This is a genomic window from Mesorhizobium sp. M7A.F.Ca.US.005.03.2.1 (assembly GCF_003997795.1).
GTDB lineage: Bacteria > Pseudomonadota > Alphaproteobacteria > Rhizobiales > Rhizobiaceae > Mesorhizobium > Mesorhizobium ciceri.
In genome coordinates, this window is record NZ_RZRP01001403.1 from 1 (window position 1) to 847 (window position 847).

Annotated in this window: 1 protein-coding gene; it reads right to left on the reverse strand. The window is 60.1% G+C overall.

What is annotated here, in order from left to right; translation table 11 throughout:
* Nucleotides 1-593, reverse strand: a 593-nt coding sequence (locus tag EN991_RS38100) for a DNA helicase (RefSeq protein WP_127370624.1), incomplete at its 3' end; no start/stop codon positions are given.
* Between the last annotated feature and the right edge of the window lie 254 nt (nt 594-847).

Genomic DNA, 847 nt, shown 5'->3' on the forward strand with positions numbered 1-847 from the left:
GGGTCGTAGGACCGGTCGATCTGCGAGATGAAGACGAGGATCAATCCCCTGTCGCCGGCAAACGCTTTCAGCGTGCGAACCTGCGCCATCAGCTCCGGATTTTGCCGCTTTTGGTCGAGCAGTTGCAGGTAGTCGATCACCACCAGCGTGCCGCGCGGCGCCGAGCCCAATGCCTTGACGATATAGTCGGCGCTGATGGCGTCGGAATTGTCGAACACGAACCGGTCGTTGAACTGCACCGGGTCTGCCCCGATGGCTCGAAACCGGTCGAGCACATCCCGCTGCGTATACTCCAGCGTGAAGAACACGCCCCGACTGCCGGACTTCATGGCTTCGATTGCCAGTTCGAGACTCATCAGCGTCTTGCCGTGGCCGGGTCGTGCACCCACCAGGACCAGATCGCCGGGCGCAAGTTGCGCAAACAGTGTGCCGGCAGGCGCCGCCCCGGCTGCCTTGGCCGCAAGCAGGCTCCAACTGGCGAAGCCTTCCCGTACTGCAACACGGTCAAGCGCTTCGTGGAGCGGAATTTTGGCCTCGCGGGACAACAGCCTGGCTTGACGCTTCAGATGATAGATGGGCGCGGACAGCTTCATGACAAACCTCCTGGTGCGAGCCGTTTTCGCAACCCCTCCTTATGCCAAGCGCTCGAACAGTTGGTTCGGTGATGAGAGAGCCCTGCATGGATGATGCTTTCCCGGCGGAGGGAGGAGGCGTGAGCCACGCCAGAATCAGATGATAGCTCAATCCCTGCGTATCGAAAATCGCGGAACTCGAGAGATCAGGTTCCGAACCCGCGGCTTTTCGCGATAGGAATTTTTTCTTGACTCCCTGCACTCAGCTATGGTAC